This window comes from Sulfurovum iocasae (assembly GCF_047716765.1).
Classification (GTDB): Bacteria; Campylobacterota; Campylobacteria; order Campylobacterales; family Sulfurovaceae; genus Sulfurovum.
In genome coordinates, this window is the sequence record NZ_CP180410.1 from 1,308,168 (window position 1) to 1,331,598 (window position 23,431).

The following is a 23,431-nucleotide window of genomic DNA, read 5'->3' on the forward strand; positions in this document are numbered from 1 at the left end:
AGTTTTGTATCTTTAATTATTGCAATTTACAGATACTTTCTTCTTCCGTTCCCTCACCTACAGGTTTAAATATAACAATTTAAAAATTTAAACTAAGGTGAATAATATGTCTCTTTTATTAAATATAAAAAATGTTTTTGCTCTTACTGCTGTACTCTTCCTCTTTACTGCATGTGGTGGAGGCGGTGGGAGTGCAAGTTCTACTACAGCAACAACGGTATCAACCTCTCCTTCAACAATAGAAACAACAACGCCTACTGCCAAAGCTGTTCACAGCGGACAAGTCAAAGACAGCAGCACCGGAGATGGTCTGGCTAATGTTAAAGTAAGTCTCGGCGAATCTACTACGACAACAGATGAAAATGGCTTCTATACATTGTCTGATCTCACCGCAAGTGAAGAAGCGGTTATTAACTTTGAAAAAGAGGGATATCTCCTCGGCAGTACACAGATCCAACTTAAAGCATTATCGGGAGACAATACAACTTCTCCAAACTATCTGGAATATAGTATGCATACAAATAATTATCAATGGGATTATAATAGCAGTGATGAAATTGACGGTGCCCATATCATGATAGATGCTTCTGTATCCTATCGTGATATCAATGGAAAACCGTATAGCGGAACGAATACAGCAGAATTAATATACTTTGATATTACTTCTGATGAAGGAAAAGCAGTTTTCCCAGGTGCTTTTAAAGGAATAAACAGCAATGGTACACTGGTACAGTTTGATACTTATGGTCTGATCAGTATATTACTTGAAGACAGTAACGGTAACAGACTGCGTCTTGCTGAGGGTGAAACAGTAGCACTCAGATTTGATAAGGTTTCTTCTCTGGAAAAGCCAGATACTCTTCCTTTATGGTATTATGACTATGAACAGGGATTGTGGTTTGAAGAAGGGTATGCTGAGTTACAGGAAGATGGTACCTATAAAGGTGAGATCTCACATCTTGGAAGCTGGAGTTTGAACAGACCACTTGAGGATGAGGCTGGTATTTACCGTGGCCGTATTATCAATGAAGACGGATCACCTATGAGTGATGTAAGAGTTCATGCTGTAGGAGAGAACTGGATAGGCAGTGATCTCACCACTGATGAAAATGGTATGTTTGAGATCAACGTGATACCAGGCAGTAGCTTTCAGCTTAAGGCATATGATTACAAAAATAAGTATGGTGCCAACTATAATGGCACAATAGCAGCGATCGCTTCTGGTAAAATTGTAGAAGAATAGAATATAATGTATAACCTTTTTCCTTATATCACTCTATGTAATTAAACCTTTACAAAAGAGAGTGATATATTGTATTTATCACTAAGTATTGACGATACCTATTCTGGAGATCAATTTACTTTAATAGACTTTATGATCAAATATTATAGTGCATTTTTCACCTAGGTAATACTTTATTAATATTTAGTAGATAAAATATATAAAAGAAGTGTGTTATTATCATATAAGAGGGGTTTCATGATAGAAATATCAAATATTGATTTTTTTTCTGAAAGTGAAGAAAAGAAGAATAGACATCAAATAGATATATTTACACCTCTTGAAAAAAAGAATATTTTAAATCATCTTAATGAGCAGAGACTTTCTCGTCAGGAAAATGAAGAGATACAAAAAAAACGATTTGAAAATAAAAAAATCTATACTATACAAAATAAACAGTATTATAAGATCATTGATATGAAGCGTGCTTATTATCTGGAAGTAGATAGTTGTAAAAATATTTCTTATGCTCAATCTATGGTATTGCTTTACACTTATACCTTTGCTACTATGACCGCAAGAAAGGGACTTGCAAAGATAGACAAAGCGACAGAAAGAATACTTATCTCCAATGATGCTTTACGTGTTTATTTTAAACCATATACTCTGGAAGAGGAACGTTAAAATTCTTTGTTTGGCACATATATAAATCATAGGAGATATTAGTGTATTTTGTTTATATACTCAAATGTGCTGATGAGACTCTTTATACGGGTATTGCTACAGAGCTGGAACGTCGCATCGAGGAGCATAACAGCTCGGATAAAGGAGCAAAATATACACGTGTTAGAAGACCTGTAAGATTAGTTTACAGTGAAGAATATCCAGATAGGAGTTCGGCTTCTAAAAGAGAGTATGTAATTAAAAAAAAGATGAGCAGGGCAGAGAAGTTAAAGTTGATAGGGGCCAATTAAAAGGGAGTGTTAGAAATTTCGTGTCAGTCTGATAAAATACTATCAAGGACTGACAATGAAAGAAGAATACGAATTTGATTTCGATGAAATACTCGATGAATTTAGAAGTGGTAAAAGACTCACCGGTAAAGGAGGTCTCTTAGCTCCACTGATCAAACAACTCACAGAAGCTGCACTTGAAGCAGAAATAGAATCTCATATTGCAGATGATGTTCTCTCGGGACGAAAGAACAGACGTAACGGTTCTAATAGAAAAACCATTAAGGGTACCAGTGATGGTACTTTTGAACTTGAAACTCCAAGAGATCGTAGCGGTACCTTTGAACCCCAGATCGTTAAAAAACACCAAACTACTATATCTGATGAGATAGAAGAGAAGATCCTTTCCATGTACGGCTTAGGAATGAGTTACAGAGATATCTCTTCACATATTGAAGAGATATACCAGGTATCTATCTCAACTGCTACAATCAGCCTTATTACGGATAAGATCATCTCCAAAGTCAAAGAGTGGCAGGCAAGACCATTAGAGGCAATGTATCCCTTTGTATGGCTTGATGCTATACATTATAAAATAAAGGAAGATGGAAGATATGTATCTAAAGCTGTCTATACAATACTGGGTGTAAATCTGGAAGGAAGAAAAGAGGTACTGGGACTTTATATCTCTGAGAATGAAGGAGCCAACTTCTGGCTACAGGTACTTACCGATCTACATAACAGAGGTATTGAAGATATTCTTATTGCCAGTGTAGATGGTCTTAATGGTTTTCCTGAAGCAATAAAGACTATCTTTCCCGATACAGAAGTTCAACTCTGTATCGTTCATCAGATAAGAAACTCACTCAAATATGTGGCTTCAAAGAATCAAAAAGAGTTTATGAAGGATCTGAAACTGGTCTACAAAGCCGTCTCCAAAGAATCAGCTGAACTTGAACTTGACAGACTGGAAGAAAAATGGGGCAGTATGTATCCTATCGTCATCCAGTCCTGGAGAAATAAGTGGGAGAACCTCTCTTATTATTTCAAGTATCCAGCAGAGATCAGAAAGATCATCTATACGACAAATATTATTGAATCGGTACATCGCCAGTTCAGAAAACTGACCAAAACCAAAGGGGCTTTCCCTAATGAAAACAGCCTTATGAAATTACTTTATATGGGTATTCAGAATGCATCCAAAAAATGGACTATGCCAGTTTGGAATTGGTCTTTGACTATTTCTCAACTGGCTATCTTCTTTGAAGGGAGATTAGATAAATATCTAGAGGTGTAACTTATGTTACTAATTGTGGCTGACACGGAATTTTAAACGCTCTCAATTAAAACTCAAACCCTCCACCTGCACCTTTACTCATGCTGTCGTAAACTGCTTTGATGTAAGAGTCCCGAACTTCGCAGTCAAGTAGTTTCTCGCAACACATGCAACTTTTTACCTGATGTTCTGCTTGACAGGCTTCAAGTTGTATTTTTTTTTGCTTGAGAGCTATCTTCCATTCATCAAGTACTTCTTCAGACATTATGCCTTAACTCCATAAGCCTCTTTGAGAGCATTTATCTCATAGTTTGAACCAAAGAAACATGGGCTGGTATCGTGTGGGTGTGCAGGAATAAGTTCCATGAGTCTCATTCCCTTATCGTTAACTGCTTGACCACCGGCTTGTTCAAACATAAAGGCAAAAGGGATCACTTCAAAAAGTTGTCTGAGTTTTCCGTCGGGTTTATCTGAAGTACCGGGGTAAGAGAATATTCCGCCGCCTTTGAGGAGTATTTGATGAAGATCCGGAACCATACCACCAGAGTATCTGAGGCGGTACCCTTCAGCAAAAAGATCATCTACAAATGTTTTATGATGTCCACTCCAGTTCTGCTGTGTACCTCCTGGAGCATTGAGCTTACCTTTTTCTTCAAGTTTTATTTCCTTGATGAAATCAAAAAGTCCTTCATTGGCTCTATAGTGTAAAGGAGTTTCTTCTTTTGTAGCAAGTAGAAGTTCGATACGAGGACCATAAACCACATAGGCAGCAGCGACAAGGTTTTCACCTTTGAGTTCACCTTCGTAGATACCAAAGATAGTTCCTACAGAGAGGTTGACATCTGCAAGGCTTGAACCATCAAGAGGATCATAGCAGATCGTATATTTTCCATCATCATGCAGTACTAAAACACCTTCTTTCTCTTCACTTACCAAAGCTTTAACAATAGAGATATCTTTAAAAGCCTGTTCTATGATATAGTCACACTTAACATCTAGCTTGAGTTGTTCTTCACCTGAAGTGTTTTCACTGTCACTGTATCCTAAGTCTTCAGTTTTGATCGCATGGTCTATCTTGATCGCAACCTTTTTAATGGTGTCAAATATACTTAGCATTTATATCTCCTTCTGTTTATATGTTTTTAGCATTATGCTTGATCCACTCTATGATCTGAGCAGTATCGTTAAGGTCAAGTATATCGATATCTTTCGGTATGGTATACTGTGCTAGGTTGATCGTTTCATCCACAGCAATAGCTTCACTGCAATCAAAGTAACTCTCATCAATCTCATTTCTAAAGATTGCTATACGTGGCAGAGGAAGTGTTTTAAGGCCCTCTACAAGTAAGATATCAAAGTCTTTTATCATCGCTACGATATCATCAAGTGTTTTTTCTCTCTGAGAAAAGTATGTAGTACGTGTAGGAGAAGTCACAACAACTTCAGCACCGGTTTGAGAAAACTTGTAACTGTCTTTCCCTTCGACATCAAACACAGCTTTGTCTTTAGGATCATTTTTGATGATAGCAACTTTTTGCTTTTCTATAAGTACTTTTGCTACTTTCTCCACAAGAGTGGTTTTCCCACTGCCGGAGGGTCCTGTAAATGCTACTGCAACTCTTCTCTTCACGCATAAACCTTTAGTTAAGTTATTTCAATTATACTTAAAACTTTATTGAAACTATGTTAAAATCTTCATAATTATAAAGGAGAGCAGATGCGTAATATAATATTGACACTTAGTACTATGGCTCTCCTTGCAGGTTGTACCTCTAAAGAAGAAAAAGCACTCATGCAAGCGTATGAGAAAAACAAGTCTTATCATCAACAACTCCAAAAAACTGAAAAAACACAACTTTATGATGGAAATACTACTAAAGCATTACTGACTGCAACTTACCTTAATGAACAAAATGTAGATAAAGAGCATAAACCAGATGAAGTTTTTATAGTGGGTATTTATATAGAAGAGATGGAAGAGGAATCATTTGATCAAGAAGGATACAGTCTAACACTTAATGGCTCTGTCCCTAAAAGTATTCAGGAATTGGTAGCAGATGATCCTCTGTTGAAACATATCTCTTTTGTATCAGAGTGGAATTATTTCTACCTTATTACTTTTCCCCATACTTCAAAAAAAAGTTTTAAATTGATCTTTGAAAGTGAACTGTATGGTAAAGGTGAGTTACACTTTGCCAAAGTGGCAAAGTATGTATTGACCAAAGAAGCATTTTAGAGGGTTCTATTTTCTAAATTTATCTGTCTCTGCGGGGTTTGTCAATGTTTTTATAAATGGCAGGAGACGTGTTGATTTGCCAAGTTTATTAAGATAAATAACATAGTTTGTGAGAACACGTTTTCCATACTCTCTGGCTTCTATGTTGGTCATCTTCTCCATACTTAAATAAGGTTCAAATGCACCAGTCCTAAAATAATTAGGTTTTTTAATGAGCCTTTTTGTAAAGCCTATACCTCCATTGTATGCATAGGCTACAAAAAGAGGATGATAGAGATACTTATTCAAATAATCAAGATGGAAGTCTGCATATTCTATGGCTTTGTAAGGGCTGAACATCATATCAAGATCCATGTGCTCTCCTTTTTTCTTGGCAATATGCTCGATGAGAAAAGGCATGAATTGCATCATCCCAAGTGCAAAAGAACGTGAAACAGAAGCAGGGATAAAGCGACTCTCTTGTCTGGCAATAGCGTAGATGAGAGCTTGCCGTTTTTTTGAAAATTGTTTCATAGTTCTTCGGTAAGGCATAGGGAAATAGGATTTTTGATAGTTGCATGCTTTGGCTTTGAGATATGTATGCATACCAATGGTTGCCTGAGACTCACAGTCGTCTGCAAGATCGTCCAGGTCTGCATCAGGAAGATTCATTTTAGCTTTCATTTTGGCCCAGTCGATAGGATCTTTTGCATCAATCCCAAAAACACGATTTTTGTTTACACGAGGTGTGATTATTGTTTTAGGATATTTACTATGGGTAATATCAGCTGCCAAAAGGGTATACATATTAATATGATAACTCTTTTTTATTTTACTAAGATACTTTTTCTCTTTTGTTAAAAGATAGAGCCAAAAGAGTGATTTGTCTTTTTCCCATCGTTTGGTATATAGTCTATGTGCATTATGAAAATTGGTAATGGCTTTTTGAAGTTTTTTACGTTCTACCATCTTGATACCGTCATTAAAATACTTATTTGCCTGTGCTGTCTGTTTCCAGGCATTTTTATCTTTATTAGTAGTTTTAAAAAGAGGAGGCTTAGGGTTTAAACGAGCATTTTTTCCTGTTTTCTTTTTATAGGCAACTTTGAGCTTTTTGTTTAAACGGTCAGCATCCTGTATAATAGCCTTTGCTTCTCTTGATGTAGTGCTTTTTTGAGTGAGAAAACGCCAAATATAGTAGTCTTTTTCAACACTTTGAGGCATTTTATGTACCTCTGAGTAGGTATATGACTTAGCTTCAAGTGCAGATGTACTTAAATAAAAGCCAGCGATAAGTGTCATAAATAGATACTTTATTTTCATCACTTACCCTAAAACTGCACGCATCATAAAGTTATCGAGCAATTGCAGTCCCAAGATGATAACCAGTGGAGATAGGTCTACTCCTGAGAAGACAACAAATGGCATTTTTCGTCTGATGAAGTCAAGTGCAGGCTCTGTTAAACGATACAGTATTTGTACTATTGGATTATTTGGGTCAGGACGCACAAAACTGAGTAGTGCAGCGATGATGACTATCCAAATGTAAAGATTCATTACTGTATGTAGGGTTTGTACGATGGCATATATAAGGGCACTCATGAGGCTACCTCCAATAGATAAGATTTGATAAGTGGATAAATGTCACTAAGTTCCGGACCATGTTCGGCACCTGTAAGCAAGAGTCTAAGAGGCTTAAAGAAGTTTTTGCCTTTAAGTCCACTCTCTTTCATGATGTAAGATTTAAATTCATCAAAAGTATCGATCATCGGTGCATCTGCGATGAGTTTTTCCATGATACGCATCTGTTCTCCCCACTCACTCTCAAAGTCTTTAGGTATGAAGATAGGTTTTATCTTAGCTTCAAGCTCATTGAGCGTACTTGCTTCTTCCAGGTAGATCTTAGCCAGTTTACCAATATCTGTATCTGCAAAACCAAAGAGAGATGAAAGTCTTTTGTCATCCATCATTCCAAGGTGCATGCGGTTGATAAAACGAAGTTTGTCTATGTCAAACTTGGCAGCAGATTTTGAGATATGTTCCAGTTTGAACCATTCCAGTGCTTCCGGCATCGTAAATATTTCAGTAGGTGCTTTATTCCCCAAGAGTATAAGATAGTTGGCAATGGCATCAGGGACAAAGCCTTGCTTAAAGAGCCATTTCACAGAACTTGCATCGTCTCTTTTACTCATCTTCTTCCCCTCTGTATTGAGGATGATAGGCAGGTGTGCATATTCAGTCTCTTGTTCATAGCCTAAAAGCTGTTTGATGTGTTTTTGTTTAGGTGTGTTGGAGAGGTGATCTTCTCCTCTTACGATGAGGCTTACCCCGGAGATCATGTCATCACAGGCACAAGCAAAGTTGTAGGTAGGTGTTGAATCAGCTCTAAGGATAACAAAACTATCTACTTCATTGGGTGCAGTGACAATATCACCTTTGATAAGATCATGATTGGTAATAGCTGCATCAGGAGTTTTGATGCGGATCACAAATGGTATTTTATCTTCTTTGAGTTTTGCCAACTCTTCAGCACCTACATAAGAACAACGACCACTGTAGCGGTATGCAACTCTGTTTTTCTTTGCATCTTCTCTGTCAGCTTCCAGTTGCTCCGGTGTACAGGTACAGACAAAAGCTTTTTTCTCTTCAATCAGTCTGATAGCAAGTGTCTGATGCATATGAAGGTTTTCACTCTGGTGACTCACAGAGTCATGCGGCAGTGCAAACTTCTCCAAGATCTGCAAGATCTCTGTATCTTTTCCTTCTATGTTACGCTCTTTGTCTGTATCTTCTATACGTATAATAAAATTGACATCTTTTTGTTTAGCAACCATATAGTTAAAAATGGCTACACGTAGGTTTCCTATGTGCATGTCACCAGTAGGTGAAGGGGCAAATCTTAGCATTTATGTGACTCCGATAATGATTAAATAGTATTGGATGCTATTATAAGGTTTTTTACTGAAATGGTGATAAATCAGGGGTTTTTATCAACAAAATTTACTAACGGAACTCTCCAAAATAAAAGTCAAGAAAAAAACGAAATGTGTAATTTGCTTCATAATCATGATATTTGTGAAAGTTTACTCCAGGACGCACTTCATAATAAAACCATTTACGCCAGATATTTTGTCTCCAGCTTAAAGAAGTAGCATAATTGTTTATGCCGCCATAGGTTTTTATTTGTGGAGGCTCAGTATTTTTATCTACCACATATGGATATTCTGTGTTACCAAAAAACGATTGTGAAAGCCTGATACCGGTATCTTTTTTTGGACTCCAGTAGTATTGAAGGGAAAATGCATAGTCCATACCATCGGTCTTATCCTCAGTTTTTCTGTGAAATTGGATCCTGAAGAGTGATAGATCTGTGAGTTGCTTGTCAAAGTAGATATTTGTCTCTTCTTCAAATGCATCTTTAGTCGAATATTTAAATAGTTGGGTAGGATCTATTTTCCACTCACCTGCGTTAAGAGACATGAAGTACCTGGCACTGACAAAAAAATAAGATCGGCCAAAACCAACTGAATATCTAGAGTCTATACCATATGTTTCTGGTGCAAAATAATGAACTCCAATATCTGGAGCTGCATGATCTTTCTCCTCATTCTTTATTATATTTTGAACATTATCCAAAGTGAGATCGTCAACAAAGATCTTAAAACTTTTTTTACTTTTTCTCAGTGGTAATTGTGTCTCGAGCCTGAGGTGAAAATCGCTGGACTCTTTTGATTGAAATTCACTGTCTATTCGAACACGTATAAAAGCATCATTCGTCTCATTAAAGTACTTGTTACTTTGAAAAAACGAGTCTATAGATCTAGTTTGGTTGTTTTCTATTGTATGGGTAGATATATCAGGCTCAATGGTAGTAGTATTTGTTTCATTATCTTCTAACCAACCACTTAGTGTTGTATCTATGGTATTGGACCATTCAAGTACCTCTTTTGAGAGTGTTGTATGTGTTTCATCGATATAATGAGGTTCATTTTGTGTAGTACTATTTATATCTGCATTTGACAGAGAAAGTAATAGTGATAAGAGAGTGATAGTTCTAAAAATGATCATTATTTCTAAATCCTGATAAAAAACGTATCTATTTTATGATGATACATAAAGTTAGTTGAATTCTCTAAGTATCCTAGATGTTTAGTTGGATCGATTTAATTATCTCAAATAATAATCTAAAGTAAACGCCATGTCTTCATCCAGGTCAAGATTGTTTCTCATCCATTTGATGTAGCCCATATCTTCACCTGAAATTTCATTGATATCTCTACCTTTATATTTTCCAAACTTAAATGTTTTCATCAGCACAGGGGTTTGCGTCAGCTCTGCGAGTTGCTCCATTGGGTTTAGCCCGGGAAATTGTTCTTTTGTGAGGGCAACAAGCTTGGAGAGAAGTAACTTCATTACTACAACATCACCGATTGCATCATGTGCTTTGATGACAATATCAAGTTTTGCTGCTTCTGCCTGTTCTATTTTATAGAGCTCTAAGGCATAACGTAGATACTGCAGACGGTGGTAAGGCATATCAGGGAGAAGATGTTTGGCACAACGTAGGGTGTCTACAAGTGTATAGCTATTTTCAAAACCTTCTTTTTCAAGCATGGCCAGGTCAAAATTGATATTGTGTGCGATGAGATAGTTCTCTTTTTGGTTTAACTCGACTACTTTTTTTGCAAAAACTGTTTCTTCGTAAGGAGCTTGATTTGCAATGACATCAGGTGTAATGTTGTGCACTTCCATCGCTTCGATGCTGATCTCTAATGGTGCAGAACAAAGCTCATCATAGACTTCTATACTATCTTTACTATGTACTATCATCGCACCTACCTGTATGATACGGTCTTGCTCTTGATTTCCTGTGGTTTCTGTATCGAAAAGTACGTATTTTGCCATGAGTTACCTTATTCAATTTGTATGCAAATCATAACGTTTTTTTCTATAGTTTTTGCCTAATTAATAACAAATGGATATAATACTTTTTATATACATAAAATACAGGAACGTAAATGAATGTTGATGCACAACTTATAGAGCACATGATGAACCCTAAAAACTATGGTACTTTAGCAGGTTCCAATGCAGAGGGGATAGGGAAAAACCCTGAAAATGGAGAAAAGGTAGCTGTCTATCTTAGAGTGACTACGGATGACGATGGAGCGTATATTGAAGATATTTCTTTTCAGGCTATAGGCTGTACGACAACAGTTGTTGCGGGATCTATGATCACTGAAGAGGCGAGAGAACTTAACATTAATGGAGTGAGAAATCTTATAGAAGCAACAATGAAACTACTCGATAGACTTCCTACAGAAGATGCAGCGTGTTCAGAGATGGTGGCATTGGCATTAGGTGCAGCTGTAGATACCTATGAAGAACGACTAGAAGATCCTGATTTTCCTGTGATCACTTATACGGTTTCAAACAGTTGTGTGCCAAAAGAAGAAAATCAAGTAAAGGAAGAAGTATGAAAACATTAATGATCAAAACGCATGAAGTTTGGCTGGAAGTACTTATGGCAGGGTTTATGAGTAAAACCCAAAATAAACAAGTACTTTTTGATTTTTCAGATATTCTCTTTAGACACTTCACATGGATTGAAAATGAACTTATTGAATTAGGTGAGTCATACAGTTATGATAGAGATCAGATACCTATAAAAGTAGAAAGATTAAGTGATCTTTTGAAAAATATTATCATTCGACTTAATGAGATCGATCTACAACTTATCAGCTCTCCAGATAAAGCGCTGGCAGCTCGTATCTCTACGGATATTCATTATATAAGAGATGTGATACATCATATGAGTGATGAAGTCATTACTGCTTTTAATATGGAACGTACTTTCCCCGGTGTAGCATTAACACAAGAGGCTACAGATGCACTGACACTTTTCCTTTTTGAAGAGAGTTATAAAGAGTATGAACTCATCATGATATACAACTATCTTAAAGCACACAGTGATGATGCGTATATGAATAGGATCTTCCAAATACTCATCGATGAGAGTTTCTTCCATCTTAAGAGTTTTGGAGATATGCAGGCAAAGATGGGTCTGCTTGCGGTGCCTCGTATCGTGATGAAAGAACTGTATCAGGTTGATGATGTGGTGAAATTTCTTAAAGATGGTATAAATGAAGAGCTTGCAGCAAAGGAGGAGTGTAAAAAGCTCTCTGAAGCGGTAGCGAAAGACAGTCCGGAATTAGAAAAATTCTTTGACTTCATTAATCATCAGGAAAACTATCATATTTCACTTATGGAAGATGCATTAAAACACTTTACAAAGGATACAAATGCCTAAACATTTTACTTCTGTTATCTCAAGTGGTTTTGGAAAGTTTGCAAGCAAAGCATTTCCTTCATCTATACAACATTTTATTAATGCCAGTTATGTCAAACTGATGGGACTTGATATGAGTGAGTTTAGAGAGCCTAGCTCTTACAAAACACTTAACAAGCTTTTTACCAGAGCATTGGAAACACCCAGAGAATTACCGGAAGATGAAAATCTGTTTATTTCAGGAGCAGATGCACTTATTACTGATGCAGGAACCATCACTGATGGCAAAGCCTATCAGATCAAAGGGATGAGTTATAGCATTGAAGAGTTGTTTGGAGAGCACCATCGAGATGCAGTGAGTAGAGTAGAAGGAGGGGAGTTTATCAACTTCTATCTTTCTCCTAAAGATTATCATCGTTACCATATGCCAATGCGTCTCAAAGTCAACACATTGACACATATTCCCGGTAAACACTATCCTGTAAACTTTCCACTGCTTCGTAACAAAGTGGATCTGTTTATAGAAAATGAAAGAGTGATCATAGAGTGTGAAGATGAGAAGGGTAGAACACAGGTACTTGTACTTGTAGCTGCACTCAATGTAGGTCAAATGGTTGTTACCTTTGAAGAAAAAGTAAGAACAAATTCAGAGATAAGAGAACCTGTACACTATAAGTATGAGGATCTATGGGTAGAAAGAGGAGATTTTTATGGTTGGTTTGAGATGGGTTCTACTATCTTGACTTTCTCTCAAAAAGGAAGTATCGTTCCGGAAGTAGCTATCAATCAGAAAGTATCATTTACTGATGTTTTAGGGAAAATCCAATAATAAAAAATTAAATAATTTTTTTCTTGCCAAAGGCAAAACTTTAGTGAGATGAATTAAAGATGTACTTTGTTCATCTTTAAGAAGAAGATAATAAAGGATATGTCATGTTAGTTGTTAAAGAGATACAAGAGTATTCGCAGATACGTACTAAGGCTAGAGCTTATCTATGCTACATCATGAGCCGTAACATATCTCAAAGTATGGAGGGTGGTACACTCGAAAGTGTTATTTCTAAGATCAAAAACCTAAAAGAAGCTTTGCCTAAAAGTGAAGTGATCTTTGCGATCGATGCTAATGGTATCCAAATGGTTGATAATATCTCTTCTAGCCCAAAACTAAATGGTTTTGGAAAAGGGGATAACAGAAGTGACAGGGCGTATTACTATAAAACACTTGAAGAGCATCGCTGTATGCTTACAGATCCTTATCCTTCACTTGTAAGTAATGAGCTTGTAGTTACAGCAACATTTCCTCTATATGATAAAGACAATAATATTTTAGCGATCATCTGCATAGATATCACTCTTCAGAATATTCTTAAGATGATACATCCAAGTTCCATTGACTCTACATTTGGTACGGTAAGCAGGGTTGTTTACAGTGCTTTCTCTTTAGCACTTTTTGCTGTAGCGATGCTTCTGTTCATTAAAGGTGTGACAAGTTTTATGCACTTTGGGATTGATTTTTCCAGTATCGATATCAATCAAATGTTTAAATCTACCATTTTGCTTACACTCTCTTTGGCCATTGTTGATCTGGTTAAAGCCATCTTTGAAGAAGAGGTTCTGGGACAAGAGAAGAAGCATGCTTCCGGAGATGCTCATCAAACTATGGTACGCTTCCTGGGGTCTATTATCATCGCTCTTTCTATCGAGGCATTGATGTTGGTATTCAAGTTTGCATTGACTGATCCTAGTCAGCTTCTGTATGCGGTGTATCTTATCGGCGGTGTCACTGCACTCATCATAGGACTTTCTATTTACATCAAAGCAAGTAGACAAGAAAAACAGGTGAAATAGTGAGTCAAACACTGATAATCTTCGATATGGATGGTACTCTTGTCAACTCTTCACTGACCATAGCCAATGCTATTAACTATGTACGCCAAAACCTGGGGTTTGAGCCTATGACTCAAGAGTATATCCTGAAGCGGGTCAATGATCATACGCTTAACCCGGCACAAACATTTTATCATACACGTAAATTTGAACCACATCATGAACAGTGGTTTTCAGAATACTATACGAAAAATCATGAACAAGAGTTGGTACTTTATGGGGGTATTAAAGAGTTACTTGAAGCTCTTAAAAACAAAGGACATGCTCTTGCAGTGGCCACAAATGCCTACAGAGGTTCAACCATAGAATCGCTGAGTTATCTGGATATCTATGATCATTTTGATACCATAGCGTGTTATGATGATGTAGCTAAAGGCAAGCCACACCCGGATATGTTGTATAAGATCTTAGATGAACTGGATATACATGCGGATGATTCACTTTTTATCGGTGATGGTCCAAGAGATGAAATGGCAAGTAAAAAGGCTGAGATAGACTATATCATGGTAGACTGGGGTTTTACTGATCACAGTAATGCTGTAAGGTCTGTTGGGGACCTTCATAGTATATTAGAACAGAAGTGGTGATTAAGTTTTTCTATCATAGATCTAATAGTTTGCAGTCAACGGATGCCAGTATAGAAACAGAAGATAACAAATGAATGCTAACATTCCAATGAAGAATGCCAGATGATGACTCTGTTTTAGGTCAAGTTTTTTACAAGAAGTATTACTTCTTTGGTATTCACTCAGTGCGATACCGATAACCATCCACATTGCTCCTATCAGATAGCCCGCCCAGACATCACTCACATAGTGTACCCCCAAATAGATACGACTCATTCCTATAAGAAAGATCAGGATCAAGGCAATGAAAAAGAGGTTTAATTTGCTACGAAAATTTGGTGTCTCTTGGAAAAAGGTATAAAGTACAAAGCCAAAAAAAGCGACAGCAAGCGTTGCATGTCCACTAGGAAAAGAGTAGAGTGCTTCATGGTAGAATGCACCGGAAGGTCTCTCTCTGGCAAAGGCATATTTGCCCGTAATTGTCAATATTTCAGAGCCAATGATACTCACATAAAGTCCCAACAGATAGTAGCGTCTATGGGAAAACCATAAAAAGAGTGAAAAAAAAGCAACCAAAAAACCGATCACCCATATTCTACCCAGCTGTGTGATAGCCCAAAAGAAGTTATTGAAGAAATCAGTCCTAATCGTAGCACTCCATACGGAGATACTCTGGTCGATCTCTACAATACTGTCATGGGTCATCACATCCTCTACCAGCCCACCAAAAAGGGCTATGATATAGAGAAGAAGAAGAGAAAAGAGTGTCAAAGCGAGCCCACGAAAGTGTGAAGTATCCAGACGAGTATGAATGAAAGAGAAGAGTCGAGGATATTGTTTTTTTAGTGAGATCCAATCATGATTTTTACCAAAGGCATCTTTTATTGAACCCCAAATTGATCGTATGAATGGTAAGACTGTATTATGTATTACAGGTAAGAATTTATGCATGACTAGATAAAGGCTTATTATTACTGCACTCAATACTAATAGATCGATCCATAAAGGAATTGCCATGATCCAGTCGATTACTATTGTATAGTATTTTTGAGAGAAGTTATGATCTTCCATGTTGTCCTATCTAAAAGATATATTATTAAATTAAAATTTTTTTATTTCAATTATTATAACTAATACACTTTATGATCATGGTGCAGTTTGGATAAAATAGCATTTGCATCTATAATACACATTTCGCTATATTACGCTAAAAATTAAACAGGATAATGAAATGTCCAAATCTTTGATAACCGATATTCTTTCCATACTACTAATAGTAATCTCCTTTTTCATATCAGCAGAATACCATCATGCGATCCTCTTTACTGGTTTGTTTGCCCTTTCAGGTGCTATTACCAATCAACTGGCTATCCATATGTTATTTGAAAAAATTCCTTTGTTATATGGTTCCGGGGTCATAGAAAAGAACTTTGGTATTTTTAAAGTCTCCATCAAAGAGATGATCATGAAACAGTTCTTCACTAAAGAACAGTTGGGAAATTTCTTTGCACAGGAAGAGCAGAAGATAGACCTTAGGCCTTTGGTAGAAGGTGCAGACTTTACTCCGGCATTTGAAGCACTTTCTAAAACAGTGATGGAGTCTAAGTTTGGAGGAGCCATCTCTATGTTTGGTGGAGAAGAGGCTTTAGATGGATTACGTGAGCCTTTTTCACGTAAACTTAAATCTGCAGTAAGTTCCATAGTCTCTTCTGAGACTTTCAAAGCACAACTAGATCATCATATCCAAAATTCAGCACTGAGTGAAGATATGATAGCCTCAGTTGAGGGACTCATTACAAGACGGCTTGAAGAGTTAACCCCTAAGATGGTTAAAGACCTTGTGCAGGAGCTCATAAAAGAGCATTTGGGTTGGTTAGTGGTGTGGGGTGGTGTCTTTGGTGGACTTATAGGGCTTCTCTCTTCATTTTTTATTTAAATTAGTAAAAATTTAAGTATAAACTAAGTAGACTTTTATTTTTAATTTAGATGTATAACGATAAAATACTCCAATCAAAATTTTGGAGACTTATGAATATGATCAAAATACTGCTTACTGCACTAATGCTTTTTTCTTTCTCTCACGCAAAACACACTTTTAAAACGTATGATGATATGTGCGAAAAGATAGACACACAAGAGTGTATCAACGAATCAAGCCAAATAAAAAATCTACAAATTGCCCTTAATGCAGATAAAAATTTAAATTTAAACTTGAAAACAGATGGTAAATGGGGTGAGAATACAAAGATCGCGGTACAAAAGTTTCAAGAACATTACAGTCTAACACCTTCGGCAGGATATGTAGGAATAAAAACAAAAACACAGTTAGATAAAGTATCTAAAAATATAAAATTTTCTAAAGCAAAAATAGTTTCAAGCTCTTCAGCTACAGGTTGTTATGCTGACTTTAAAAAAAGAACAAACCTAAAGAAAAGTTTTAAAGTATTTAAAGACAGATCACTCCTCAGTAAAGCAAACGGAAAAAATACAAAACTCAAAATTGATATCTCTGAGCAGAGAGTTAGACTTTATGTTGATGGTAAGGTAGCACTTTGTTCTCCTTGTACAACAGGAGCCAAGAGAAAATTAGAGCCAAATACCAGAACTATCAGAGACAAGAGCACACCTAAAGGTGCATTTAAAATTACGGAAAAGATCTCTGATAAACGTTCAACGATCTTTGGTAAATTTTATCGTAATGGGAAAATGGTTTATAAGGGTGACAGAAGAAAGTACAGAGGACCTAAAGCCAAGTATAAAGGTGCTTCACTTAAAAACTGGATGCGTTTAACAAGTTCTGGTATCGGTCTACATGCAAGTAAATATGTAAAAAGACACGCTGGAAGTAATGGATGTATCAGACTTCCATATAAAGTAGCACATACTATTTTCTCTAAAGTAAATACAGGTACGAAAGTAAGTATCGTTAACTAATTATCTTCCTTCACTTACAAGTGAAGGAACTTTTTTCACTTTTTCTTTTTACCTACTATCGAAGCCTTTCTCATCTTAATTCCTTCCATCTCCATTGTTTCATCCCAGTATTCACGACTCTCTATAAGGTCTAAAGCATTACTAAAAGTATTTTCAAGCTCTCCTTCTTCTAACAGATAAGAACGTTGTGACGGTACTTGCTGATTGTCCGGATGATAGACAAAGGTTTCGTAGATAAGTATGCCATCTTCATTTAATGCGTCTATCATTTGAGGGAAAAGCTCTCTTTTGAGAAAAAATGTACAAACGATGAGATCATAAGCATTTTTAGAGAGGGTATAGGTATCAAAATCTACCTCTATAGGGTTTATATTTGGAATACCCTGCAGTGTATCAATAGCCAATGAACTAATATCCAATGCATCCACCTCAAAGCCTTTAGAGGCAAGATATCTACTATGCCTACCCATTCCACATGCCACATCAAGGGCTTTAATTCCTGTAGCAAGTTTGACAAAATCTGTTACGAGTTTGATAGGCTTATCTGATATAGGGTTGTTTCGGTATTTTTTATTCCATTTTTGCTTATCTTCTATTGCCACTATCAAGCCTTTCCATTATAAGTCTATTTAGATATTATTCTATCCAAATAATCAAGGATTTATATGACTACACTTACCTTTATTTCATGGAATGTCAACGGCATAAGAGCCGTAGAGAAAAAAGAAGCACTTAAATGGATAGATAAAGAAGATGTTGACTTCTTGGGGCTACAGGAGATCAAAGCTGAAGCAGATCAAATTCCTGAAACTATCTTTGATAGAAAATATAAATTTAACAGCATTAACTCCTCTTCTAAAAAAGGTCAGTCAGGTGTTGCACTCTATACAGATATTAAAGGTGAAGCATTTTTATGTGACCATGTGGATATTTTAGATGAAGGACGCATCAACGAGTACCATTTTGGTAACATCGCATATTTTAATGTCTATTTCCCTAACGGACAGCGTAATGATGAACGTTTAGAGTATAAGATGGCATTTTATGACCGTTTTTTAACACATATCAACACACTCAGAGAAGAGGGTAAGTCTATTGTAGTGTGTGGTGATGTAAACACCGCTCACAAAGAGTTTGACCTTGCACGTCCTAAAGCAAACGAAGGTACTTCAGGTTTCTTGCCTATGGAACGTGAATGGATGGACAAACTCATAGAACACGGCTACATAGACACCTTCAGACACGTAAAAGGCGATGAAGTAGATCGTTACAGCTGGTGGAGCTACAGAGCAGGGGCCAGAGCTAGAAACGTAGGCTGGCGTATAGACTACTTCTTTGTCTCAGATGACTTGAAAGAGAAGATCGTTGATGCAGATATTTTAGATACTGTAATGGGAAGTGACCATTGTCCTGTGAAGTTGGTGTTGGAGGTGAAAAGCGTTAAGTAAACAACAACTGCTTGTTGTTTATAGCTTTGAAACCGAAACGGTCGGAGCGAAAGCGTAGCCGTGTAGGTAAATCTGCCTACTCCACGTCTCCAACATAATAAAATTCATCCAACCCACCCAAGAATGCCATCAAAAGCTCATCTGAACACTCTTTGAAGTTTTTATGTCCTTCTTTACGGAAGAGTGAAGCAAGCTGTTGTTTGCTTAGTTCTACATCTGCAAGAGAGAAGATGATCTCTGTTTCTGCTTCTTTAAGTTCCAAGGCTATACGGAGTTTTTTAAGTATAAGATTATTTGTAAGTTCTACTATTTCATCATTTGATTTTTTGGGACTCGGACCACGCTTGAGGATGACAAAACCATCTAAAAAGACACCTAACTCTTCATATGAACAAAGTTTAGAACCATCATCTTGACGACGTTTGAGTAGAGAGTCAAGATGTGTAGCATCCATCTTATAATCAGCAAGCTTATAGGCTTCCAGTATCTCTTCCTGACTTAGATTTAAAGCCTTTTGGATCTTATATAATATATCGTTTGTTTTCAAAATGAACCCTATTTTTTTATTTCAACATTACAGAGAGTTGCTTCGATCGTAGTGCTAAAGCCGATAGACACATCACTCCAGGTTTTACCCTTATGAAGGTCGTAACAACTTTTATTGATAGAAGCCAAAGCATCACTTGCTGCAAAATCAAAGAGGTCTATGGTACCTGTAGCCTGGAAATGACCTTCACTGTAGTGATACTTCATCGGTATGGTCAAGGTTTGCTCATTCATTGTGATCTCTACGTCTATCATACCTGTACGAGGTTTACCTTTGGTATGTTTGTCTGTTTTTTTGATATTAATGATCTTTGCTTCAATGGTTGTAGCTTTGAGCTCTTGAAAGAAGAATTTTACCAGAGTTTCATCTCTACTTGGGTTGCCTGTGGTTATTTTAGTCGTATCTATGCTGACTTTAGAACCGACAAAAAGTTCTTTAAAATTTTTACCTTCAAGTGCTGCAGGTGTGTATTTTACAGAGGTAAACTGTCCGCCTACACCGATCTTACCTAATGTTTTGTAAGCCTTCCATGTAACATTCATATCTGCAGGTTGAACAAGTACACACCCTGTTGCTGCATGTGAAATAGAGAAGAGGGTCAATAGTGAGAGAAGAATTTTTTTCATGTGGATTCCTTTATAACTAATTTATATTATTTTTTAGCAGCTTCCTGTGCCAGGTTCTGCATAGCGATATGTGCCTTTTTTATGATACCTAAACATTTCTTGTCTTTAATGTTATGTTTGAGAGACCAATATTCTGGATTTGTATACGTAATAGTCGTTTTACCTTCATAATCTGTAGAAAAAAGTATACGAAGTGGCAGATCAAGTCCCATAGAAGGGTTGCACTGCATCAGTAGGGTTCCCATTTTAGGGTTACCAAAAACAACAACAGTTTCAGGTTTAAGTCTTAATCCTGCATCTTTAGCATTTTTCGTATGGTCAATGGTCTGAAAATGTGTAAGACCTTTGTCTTTAATAGTAGCTATAAGTTTAGCTACCGCAGTTGGTACATCATTTTGTGTCTCTAAAGTCTCAAGGAAAGCCCCTTTTTTATTATCACAGCCAACTAAAGCCAAACCAATAAAACCGATTAAAAGTAATTTCTTCATATAAATCCTTATACATTAAACCTAAAGTGCATCACATCACCATCTTGAACGATGTACTCTTTACCTTCGAGTCTGTTTTTACCTGCTTCTTTTGCACCAGATTCACCACCAAATTCTATAAAGTCTTCATAGCTGATGACTTCTGCACGTATAAACCCTTTTTCAAAATCGTTATGGATAGCTGCAGCAGCTTTAGGTGCTGTTGTGTTTTTACGAATAGTCCAGGCACGCACTTCTTTGACCCCAGCAGTGAAGTAACTCATGAGTCCAAGTTTGTCAAACCCTTTATGAATGATCTGCTCAAGTCCAGACTCTGTTACACCAAGATCAGCAAGCATTTCATCTCTCTCTTCATCATCAAAGTCTACCATATCTTCTTCAACTTTAGCACAAAGTTTAATGACTTCATAGTTTCTCGCATCTGCATACTCTTTGAGTTTAAGAACAAACTCATTATCTTCTTCCAGACCATCTTCATCTACATTTGCACCATAAATAATTTCTTTGCTTGTAAGTAGACGCAAATCTTTGTTCATAGCTTTAAATTCATCACTGTCAATCTCTGAAAATGTAGAAACAGGCTGATCTTCTTCAACATGTTTCAAAAGAGCTTCAGCAATGACAAGCTGTTCTTTTGCCTCTTTATCATTACCTCTTGCTTTTTTACCAAGCATTGCAATACGTTTTTCAATAGCATCCATATCAGCAAGAAGTAATTCATATTCTATGATCTCAACATCACGAATAGGGTCAATAGAACCTTCTGTATGTACAATATTTGGGTCTTCAAAACATCTTACTATGTGTAAAATAACTTCAGTTTCACGAATGTTCCCAAGAAATTTATTTCCAAGACCTTCACCTTTGCTGGCACCCTTGACAAGACCTGCAATATCTACAAAGTCCAATGTTGAGTATTGTATCTTTTCCGGATTGACGATCTTTGCAAGTTCATCAAGTCTTTTGTCAGGTACAGGTACGACAGCCTTGTTTGGCTCTATTGTACAAAACGGGTAGTTTGCACTCTCTGCATTTTGTGCTTTCGTCAGTGCGTTAAAAGTCGTAGATTTTCCTACATTTGGTAGTCCAACAAGTCCTATGCCAAGTCCCATGGTATTTCCTTACAGTTTTAATCTTGTCTATGAGAAGTCAAATTCTTCAAGATATGCACTTAAACTCGAAAGGGCGCTTGCGTTTGCATATCTTGAAGAATTTGACTCCGAATATATTACCGCGATTTTAGCGAAATATTGGTGAAGAGGGGATTAGTATAACTATAATCATCATAATCAATGTATAATATCGAAATAGCATAAATAAAAATAGGATAAAATTAATGGAAAATGCTTTACTGGTATTGATCATAACCGTTGCCATATCAACCATACTCAATGTTTTTTTAAAAAGATTTGATATCCCGACAATTATAGGGTATATCTTTTCTGGTTTTGCCGTTTCATCCTTTTATCATTTTGCAGAAGATTCAAAAGAGATGTTAGGACATCTGGCAGAGTTTGGGATCGTATTTTTAATGTTTACCATAGGATTGGAATTTTCAGCCAATCATCTGAAAAGTATGAAAAAAGAGGTCTTTGTGTATGGAGGATTGGAAGTTATCCTTTCAGGGCTACTTTTCACGGCACTGGGGTCCTGGCTATTTGGACTTGAGATCAAAAGTGCTATTGTCGTTGGTTTTGCCATTTCACTCTCCTCTACAGCCATTGTCCTCAAAATCCTAAATGAAAATAATGAAATTCACTCCGGCTATGGTCGCACAACGCTTGGGATCTTACTTTTTCAAGATCTTGCAGTTATCCCGATACTTTTAATGGTCTCTTTTTTTGCATCAAATACAGATTCTATATCTGCACTGCTTCTTGATACATTAGTGAGTGCTGTTTTCGTTTTTCTTATCCTTTTTCTTGTTGGTAAATATTTTGTTGAACGATTTTTTGATTGGATCATGGCATCAGGTTCAGAAGAGATCTTCCTTGTTGCTGTACTACTTGGTGTTATGAGTGCTTCATTCTTGTCGGAAGTATTTGGATTTTCCTACTCTTTGGGAGCGTTTATCGCCGGAATGATGTTAGCTGAAACAAAATACCGCTACCGTATTGAAGCAGACCTCGTACCTTTTAGAGATATCCTTTTAGGGGTCTTTTTCGTTACGATAGGGATGCTTATTGATTGGCACTCTCTTATTAATTATGGTCATGTGATCTTGGGTTTACTTGTGGGAATTGTACTGCTTAAGGCTCTGCTTATTTTTGGTATTTTACGATTTTTTATCCAAAAAAGAACAGCACTTAAAACAACATTGGCACTTTTCCAGACAGGGGAATTTTCCCTTGTTGTCATCGCACTTGCACGATCGCATGACCTTATTTCTGATGAACTCAATCAAATCATGATCATTACTATTATTCTTTCGATGATCATGACCCCATTTGTATTGAAAAACATTAAAAAGTTTGCAGACATGCTCACCAAAGAACCTGATGCACTACGTGACAGGGCACTTGTGGGTGGTACTTATAAAGATCATATCATTGTATGTGGTTATGGGCCGGTAGGTCAAAAACTTGTTAAAATATTTAGAGAGAGAAATCTACTCTATCTCATCCTTGAACATGATGTCAAGATAGTTGATGCAGAGATCGCCAAGGGAGAAGAGGCTATTTACCTTGCTAATGCGGCACAGAAAATGGTTTTGTCTCATTTTAATGTAAATGAGTGTACCGCGATCATCGTCACCATAGAGAATGAGATACAGAGACAACTTATTTGTGAAAATATCGCCTCATTTAATTCAGAGATCAATAGTATCGTAAAAGTAAACAACAGTGCAGAAGAAGAGGTGATATCAGAATTGGGCATCAAACATATCGTTAATGGTAGAGAAATTCTTGCTGATATGTTGGCAGAAGAGGCATTGGCGTGTCATCTTAAAGTGACATAGTAAAAAGTACTCTAAAAGGTA

General features: G+C 36.7%; 27 protein-coding genes and 1 pseudogene. 14 read left to right on the forward strand and 14 right to left on the reverse strand.

Annotation, left to right across the window (positions count from 1 at the left end):
- The first annotated feature begins 106 nt into the window (after positions 1 to 106).
- The 4 genes and pseudogenes from ACLHDG_RS06370 to ACLHDG_RS06385 all read left to right on the forward strand — a co-directional run bounded on the left by ACLHDG_RS06370 (position 107) and on the right by ACLHDG_RS06385 (position 3,472).
- The gene (locus ACLHDG_RS06370; protein ID WP_415408171.1) at positions 107 to 1,243 is read left to right on the forward strand and encodes a carboxypeptidase regulatory-like domain-containing protein; all 1,137 of its coding nucleotides are present in this window, start codon (positions 107 to 109) and stop codon (positions 1,241 to 1,243) included.
- 237 nt (positions 1,244 to 1,480) lie between these two features.
- Complete coding sequence (locus ACLHDG_RS06375; RefSeq protein WP_415408172.1) at positions 1,481 to 1,906, forward strand: hypothetical protein; 426 nt, start codon at positions 1,481 to 1,483, stop codon at positions 1,904 to 1,906.
- A gap of 41 nt (positions 1,907 to 1,947) precedes the next feature.
- A complete protein-coding gene (locus tag ACLHDG_RS06380; protein ID WP_415408173.1) occupies positions 1,948 to 2,196 on the forward strand; it encodes a GIY-YIG nuclease family protein in 249 nt (82 codons plus the stop codon).
- Between the two features lie 36 nt (positions 2,197 to 2,232).
- Positions 2,233 to 3,472, forward strand: a pseudogene (locus tag ACLHDG_RS06385) (IS256 family transposase).
- Positions 3,473 to 3,518: 46 nt separating this feature from the next.
- Here the strand turns inward: ACLHDG_RS06385 and ACLHDG_RS06390 are convergent.
- Genes ACLHDG_RS06390 through mobB form a run of 3 tightly spaced genes read right to left on the reverse strand, consistent with a single transcriptional unit; the run spans position 3,519 to position 5,081 of the window.
- Positions 3,519 to 3,716, reverse strand: coding sequence for a hypothetical protein (locus ACLHDG_RS06390; protein WP_415408174.1), 198 nt, complete (start codon positions 3,714 to 3,716; stop codon positions 3,519 to 3,521).
- Positions 3,716 to 4,567: a class 1 fructose-bisphosphatase gene (locus ACLHDG_RS06395; protein ID WP_415408175.1), complete on the reverse strand. Its 852-nt coding sequence runs from the start codon at positions 4,565 to 4,567 to the stop codon at positions 3,716 to 3,718. The genes ACLHDG_RS06390 and ACLHDG_RS06395 overlap by 1 nt, the downstream gene beginning before the upstream one ends.
- A gap of 16 nt (positions 4,568 to 4,583) precedes the next feature.
- Positions 4,584 to 5,081: a molybdopterin-guanine dinucleotide biosynthesis protein B gene (gene mobB, locus ACLHDG_RS06400; protein WP_415408176.1), complete on the reverse strand. Its 498-nt coding sequence runs from the start codon at positions 5,079 to 5,081 to the stop codon at positions 4,584 to 4,586.
- 87 nt (positions 5,082 to 5,168) lie between these two features.
- On the opposite strand from mobB, the gene ACLHDG_RS06405 reads away from it, so the two are divergent.
- Positions 5,169 to 5,687 (forward strand): hypothetical protein, encoded by a 519-nt coding sequence (locus tag ACLHDG_RS06405; protein WP_415408177.1) that lies wholly within the window; start codon positions 5,169 to 5,171, stop codon positions 5,685 to 5,687.
- Positions 5,688 to 5,693: 6 nt separating this feature from the next.
- Here the strand turns inward: ACLHDG_RS06405 and ACLHDG_RS06410 are convergent, their stop codons facing one another.
- From ACLHDG_RS06410 to ACLHDG_RS06430, 5 genes are all read right to left on the reverse strand, one after another.
- Positions 5,694 to 6,989 carry a lytic transglycosylase domain-containing protein gene (locus ACLHDG_RS06410; RefSeq protein WP_415408178.1) on the reverse strand — a complete coding sequence of 432 codons (1,296 nt, stop codon included), beginning with the start codon at positions 6,987 to 6,989 and terminating at the stop codon, positions 5,694 to 5,696.
- 3 nt (positions 6,990 to 6,992) lie between these two features.
- On the reverse strand, positions 6,993 to 7,268 hold the full coding sequence (locus tag ACLHDG_RS06415; RefSeq protein ID WP_415408179.1) for a YggT family protein: 276 nt from the start codon (positions 7,266 to 7,268) through the stop codon (positions 6,993 to 6,995).
- Positions 7,265 to 8,572 (reverse strand): glutamate--tRNA ligase, encoded by a 1,308-nt coding sequence (gene gltX, locus ACLHDG_RS06420; RefSeq protein ID WP_415408180.1) that lies wholly within the window; start codon positions 8,570 to 8,572, stop codon positions 7,265 to 7,267. Before gltX ends, ACLHDG_RS06415 begins: the two co-directional genes overlap by 4 nt.
- 97 nt (positions 8,573 to 8,669) lie before the next feature.
- The gene (locus tag ACLHDG_RS06425; protein ID WP_415408181.1) at positions 8,670 to 9,734 is read right to left on the reverse strand and encodes a hypothetical protein; all 1,065 of its coding nucleotides are present in this window, start codon (positions 9,732 to 9,734) and stop codon (positions 8,670 to 8,672) included.
- 99 nt (positions 9,735 to 9,833) lie between these two features.
- Positions 9,834 to 10,571: an exonuclease domain-containing protein gene (locus tag ACLHDG_RS06430; protein WP_415408182.1), complete on the reverse strand. Its 738-nt coding sequence runs from the start codon at positions 10,569 to 10,571 to the stop codon at positions 9,834 to 9,836.
- Positions 10,572 to 10,684: 113 nt separating this feature from the next.
- On the opposite strand from ACLHDG_RS06430, the gene ACLHDG_RS06435 reads away from it, so the two are divergent.
- From ACLHDG_RS06435 to ACLHDG_RS06455, 5 genes are all read left to right on the forward strand, one after another.
- A complete protein-coding gene (locus tag ACLHDG_RS06435) occupies positions 10,685 to 11,146 on the forward strand; it encodes an iron-sulfur cluster assembly scaffold protein (RefSeq protein WP_415408183.1) in 462 nt (153 codons plus the stop codon).
- Positions 11,143 to 11,976, forward strand: coding sequence for a hypothetical protein (locus ACLHDG_RS06440; protein WP_415408184.1), 834 nt, complete (start codon positions 11,143 to 11,145; stop codon positions 11,974 to 11,976). Before ACLHDG_RS06435 ends, ACLHDG_RS06440 begins: the two co-directional genes overlap by 4 nt.
- The gene (locus tag ACLHDG_RS06445; protein ID WP_415408185.1) at positions 11,969 to 12,784 is read left to right on the forward strand and encodes a phosphatidylserine decarboxylase; all 816 of its coding nucleotides are present in this window, start codon (positions 11,969 to 11,971) and stop codon (positions 12,782 to 12,784) included. The genes ACLHDG_RS06440 and ACLHDG_RS06445 overlap by 8 nt, the downstream gene beginning before the upstream one ends.
- Positions 12,785 to 12,888: 104 nt before the next feature.
- Complete coding sequence (locus ACLHDG_RS06450; protein ID WP_415408186.1) at positions 12,889 to 13,803, forward strand: PDC sensor domain-containing protein; 915 nt, start codon at positions 12,889 to 12,891, stop codon at positions 13,801 to 13,803.
- Positions 13,803 to 14,429 carry an HAD family hydrolase gene (locus ACLHDG_RS06455; RefSeq protein WP_415408187.1) on the forward strand — a complete coding sequence of 209 codons (627 nt, stop codon included), beginning with the start codon at positions 13,803 to 13,805 and terminating at the stop codon, positions 14,427 to 14,429. Before ACLHDG_RS06450 ends, ACLHDG_RS06455 begins: the two co-directional genes overlap by 1 nt.
- A gap of 21 nt (positions 14,430 to 14,450) precedes the next feature.
- Here the strand turns inward: ACLHDG_RS06455 and ACLHDG_RS06460 are convergent, their stop codons facing one another.
- Positions 14,451 to 15,479 (reverse strand): phosphatase PAP2 family protein, encoded by a 1,029-nt coding sequence (locus tag ACLHDG_RS06460; protein WP_415408188.1) that lies wholly within the window; start codon positions 15,477 to 15,479, stop codon positions 14,451 to 14,453.
- A 160-nt stretch (positions 15,480 to 15,639) separates the two neighbouring features.
- On the opposite strand from ACLHDG_RS06460, the gene ACLHDG_RS06465 reads away from it, so the two are divergent.
- Both ACLHDG_RS06465 and ACLHDG_RS06470 read left to right on the forward strand, forming a co-directional pair.
- On the forward strand, positions 15,640 to 16,344 hold the full coding sequence (locus tag ACLHDG_RS06465) for a DUF445 domain-containing protein (RefSeq protein ID WP_415408189.1): 705 nt from the start codon (positions 15,640 to 15,642) through the stop codon (positions 16,342 to 16,344).
- A 92-nt stretch (positions 16,345 to 16,436) separates the two neighbouring features.
- A complete protein-coding gene (locus ACLHDG_RS06470; RefSeq protein ID WP_415408190.1) occupies positions 16,437 to 17,342 on the forward strand; it encodes a L,D-transpeptidase family protein in 906 nt (301 codons plus the stop codon).
- Positions 17,343 to 17,377: 35 nt separating this feature from the next.
- On the opposite strand, the gene ACLHDG_RS06475 is transcribed toward ACLHDG_RS06470, so the two are convergent.
- The gene (locus ACLHDG_RS06475) at positions 17,378 to 17,944 is read right to left on the reverse strand and encodes a class I SAM-dependent methyltransferase (protein ID WP_415408191.1); all 567 of its coding nucleotides are present in this window, start codon (positions 17,942 to 17,944) and stop codon (positions 17,378 to 17,380) included.
- Between the two features lie 63 nt (positions 17,945 to 18,007).
- Between ACLHDG_RS06475 and ACLHDG_RS06480 the strand changes: the two genes are divergently transcribed.
- A complete protein-coding gene (locus ACLHDG_RS06480; RefSeq protein WP_415408192.1) occupies positions 18,008 to 18,790 on the forward strand; it encodes an exodeoxyribonuclease III in 783 nt (260 codons plus the stop codon).
- Between the two features lie 76 nt (positions 18,791 to 18,866).
- Here the strand turns inward: ACLHDG_RS06480 and ACLHDG_RS06485 are convergent, their stop codons facing one another.
- From ACLHDG_RS06485 to ychF, 4 genes are read right to left on the reverse strand one after another with little or no spacing between them, the layout of a single operon-like run.
- The gene (locus ACLHDG_RS06485) at positions 18,867 to 19,337 is read right to left on the reverse strand and encodes a DUF1456 family protein (protein ID WP_415408193.1); all 471 of its coding nucleotides are present in this window, start codon (positions 19,335 to 19,337) and stop codon (positions 18,867 to 18,869) included.
- Positions 19,338 to 19,345: 8 nt separating this feature from the next.
- A complete protein-coding gene (locus ACLHDG_RS06490) occupies positions 19,346 to 19,963 on the reverse strand; it encodes a YceI family protein (RefSeq protein ID WP_415408194.1) in 618 nt (205 codons plus the stop codon).
- A gap of 26 nt (positions 19,964 to 19,989) precedes the next feature.
- The gene (locus ACLHDG_RS06495) at positions 19,990 to 20,451 is read right to left on the reverse strand and encodes a DUF302 domain-containing protein (RefSeq protein ID WP_415408195.1); all 462 of its coding nucleotides are present in this window, start codon (positions 20,449 to 20,451) and stop codon (positions 19,990 to 19,992) included.
- Between the two features lie 8 nt (positions 20,452 to 20,459).
- Positions 20,460 to 21,563: a redox-regulated ATPase YchF gene (gene ychF / locus ACLHDG_RS06500; protein ID WP_415408196.1), complete on the reverse strand. Its 1,104-nt coding sequence runs from the start codon at positions 21,561 to 21,563 to the stop codon at positions 20,460 to 20,462.
- Positions 21,564 to 21,787: 224 nt separating this feature from the next.
- Here ychF and ACLHDG_RS06505 point away from each other — a divergent pair, with 224 nt between their 5' ends.
- Entirely contained in the window at positions 21,788 to 23,410 is a 1,623-nt protein-coding gene (locus ACLHDG_RS06505) for a cation:proton antiporter (RefSeq protein WP_415408197.1), read from the forward strand.
- Positions 23,411 to 23,431: the final 21 nt, after the last annotated feature.

Excerpts from the sequence above, each read along its gene's own strand:
- ACLHDG_RS06440 (WP_415408184.1), top strand. The coding sequence starts at position 11,143 with ATGAAAACATTAATGATCAAAACGCATGAAGTTTGGCTGGAAGTACTT.
- ACLHDG_RS06375 (WP_415408172.1), top strand. The coding sequence starts at position 1,481 with ATGATAGAAATATCAAATATTGATTTTTTTTCTGAAAGTGAAGAAAAG.
- ACLHDG_RS06450 (WP_415408186.1), top strand. The coding sequence starts at position 12,889 with ATGTTAGTTGTTAAAGAGATACAAGAGTATTCGCAGATACGTACTAAG.
- ACLHDG_RS06495 (WP_415408195.1), bottom strand. The coding sequence starts at position 20,451 with ATGAAGAAATTACTTTTAATCGGTTTTATTGGTTTGGCTTTAGTTGGC.
- ACLHDG_RS06465 (WP_415408189.1), top strand. The coding sequence starts at position 15,640 with ATGTCCAAATCTTTGATAACCGATATTCTTTCCATACTACTAATAGTA.
- ACLHDG_RS06370 (WP_415408171.1), top strand. The coding sequence starts at position 107 with ATGTCTCTTTTATTAAATATAAAAAATGTTTTTGCTCTTACTGCTGTA.
- ACLHDG_RS06480 (WP_415408192.1), top strand. The coding sequence starts at position 18,008 with ATGACTACACTTACCTTTATTTCATGGAATGTCAACGGCATAAGAGCC.
- ychF (WP_415408196.1), bottom strand. The coding sequence starts at position 21,563 with ATGGGACTTGGCATAGGACTTGTTGGACTACCAAATGTAGGAAAATCT.
- ACLHDG_RS06470 (WP_415408190.1), top strand. The coding sequence starts at position 16,437 with ATGAATATGATCAAAATACTGCTTACTGCACTAATGCTTTTTTCTTTC.
- ACLHDG_RS06435 (WP_415408183.1), top strand. The coding sequence starts at position 10,685 with ATGAATGTTGATGCACAACTTATAGAGCACATGATGAACCCTAAAAAC.
- ACLHDG_RS06430 (WP_415408182.1), bottom strand. The coding sequence starts at position 10,571 with ATGGCAAAATACGTACTTTTCGATACAGAAACCACAGGAAATCAAGAG.
- ACLHDG_RS06405 (WP_415408177.1), top strand. The coding sequence starts at position 5,169 with ATGCGTAATATAATATTGACACTTAGTACTATGGCTCTCCTTGCAGGT.
- ACLHDG_RS06390 (WP_415408174.1), bottom strand. The coding sequence starts at position 3,716 with ATGTCTGAAGAAGTACTTGATGAATGGAAGATAGCTCTCAAGCAAAAA.
- ACLHDG_RS06395 (WP_415408175.1), bottom strand. The coding sequence starts at position 4,567 with ATGCTAAGTATATTTGACACCATTAAAAAGGTTGCGATCAAGATAGAC.
- ACLHDG_RS06410 (WP_415408178.1), bottom strand. The coding sequence starts at position 6,989 with ATGAAAATAAAGTATCTATTTATGACACTTATCGCTGGCTTTTATTTA.
- ACLHDG_RS06425 (WP_415408181.1), bottom strand. The coding sequence starts at position 9,734 with ATGATCATTTTTAGAACTATCACTCTCTTATCACTATTACTTTCTCTG.
- ACLHDG_RS06505 (WP_415408197.1), top strand. The coding sequence starts at position 21,788 with ATGGAAAATGCTTTACTGGTATTGATCATAACCGTTGCCATATCAACC.
- gltX (WP_415408180.1), bottom strand. The coding sequence starts at position 8,572 with ATGCTAAGATTTGCCCCTTCACCTACTGGTGACATGCACATAGGAAAC.
- ACLHDG_RS06415 (WP_415408179.1), bottom strand. The coding sequence starts at position 7,268 with ATGAGTGCCCTTATATATGCCATCGTACAAACCCTACATACAGTAATG.
- ACLHDG_RS06460 (WP_415408188.1), bottom strand. The coding sequence starts at position 15,479 with ATGGAAGATCATAACTTCTCTCAAAAATACTATACAATAGTAATCGAC.
- ACLHDG_RS06445 (WP_415408185.1), top strand. The coding sequence starts at position 11,969 with ATGCCTAAACATTTTACTTCTGTTATCTCAAGTGGTTTTGGAAAGTTT.
- ACLHDG_RS06490 (WP_415408194.1), bottom strand. The coding sequence starts at position 19,963 with ATGAAAAAAATTCTTCTCTCACTATTGACCCTCTTCTCTATTTCACAT.